The organism is Paraburkholderia sp. BR13439, assembly GCF_040948805.1.
Lineage (GTDB): Bacteria > Pseudomonadota > Gammaproteobacteria > Burkholderiales > Burkholderiaceae > Paraburkholderia > Paraburkholderia youngii.
In genome coordinates this window covers 1-839 of the sequence record NZ_JBFPKN010000127.1, presented here as the reverse complement: position 1 = coordinate 839, position 839 = coordinate 1, and the positions used below count along the sequence as shown (strand labels likewise).

2 protein-coding genes are annotated in these 839 nt (G+C 60.4%); both read right to left on the bottom strand.

All coding sequences use genetic code 11. From position 1 onward, the window contains the following. On the bottom strand, positions 1-169 hold a 169-nt coding region (locus tag AB3X96_RS42505; protein ID WP_368594322.1), incomplete at its 3' end, for a transposase. A gap of 120 nt (positions 170-289) precedes the next feature. After that, positions 290-559 carry a transposase gene (locus AB3X96_RS42500; protein WP_368594414.1) on the bottom strand — a complete coding sequence of 90 codons (270 nt, stop codon included), beginning with the start codon at positions 557-559 and terminating at the stop codon, positions 290-292. Between the last annotated feature and the right edge of the window lie 280 nt (positions 560-839).

Sequence of the window (839 nt, the reverse complement as noted above, 5' to 3'; positions counted from 1 at the left end):
GCTCGACCCAACGTCGAAGCAGATTGGCGTTCAGCTTGTGGTGCAACGCGATCGCCGCGAGCGACACCCCGGGCCTCTGGCAAGCTGCCACAACCTGAGCCTTGAACTCGACGCTGTAGCGCCGGCGACGACGACGGCCTGGTGCCGCTGCTTCGTCAATAGTGTTCACGGTCCACCTATTTAAGTGGACACGATGCTCCCAAGACTCTCAACGCAACTCAAGATGGGATAAGCGGGCGCTTACCGATGGGCGTGTCAGCGCTCAGGCGTAGCCGGACGTCGCCGCATTCTACCTCCTAGGAGCCGGCGCTGTTCGACGAGGGGCACGCCGGCACCAGTTGAGTGCAGGCGCCTCTGGCAACGGCACGTCGGGCACGCCGAAATCGCCGGCAAGATAATGACGACGCCATTTGAACAGCAGATTGGCGTTGATGTCGTGCTCGCGAGCGATGAGCGCAGCCGACGCGCCAGGCTTGAGCGTCGCCTCGACGATCTGTCGCTTGAACTCGACCGAAAAATTGGGTCGCTTGGACCGTTTGGATTGAGGAGAGCTGTCCACTGTTGCGTCCACCATTCATTTGGTGGGCACCAAAGTAGCCAAACTCAACGACGAAATCTACACGGACCAGATCGAACGGCCGGAATCTCGCAGCTTCCGCTCTGTGGGTATCAGAATGCGGCGCTCATACAGCCAGCAATGGGCGTGCTGAAGCGTAAGCACCCGGGGAAGGCATCTTGACTGGGGCGATCGCTCAAACGATCAAACGATCAAGCAGCGGTCGGCGTCCAGCGATGAGGAAGCAGTTGCGCTATGTCGGCGGCACGGTGTGTCGGCAAGC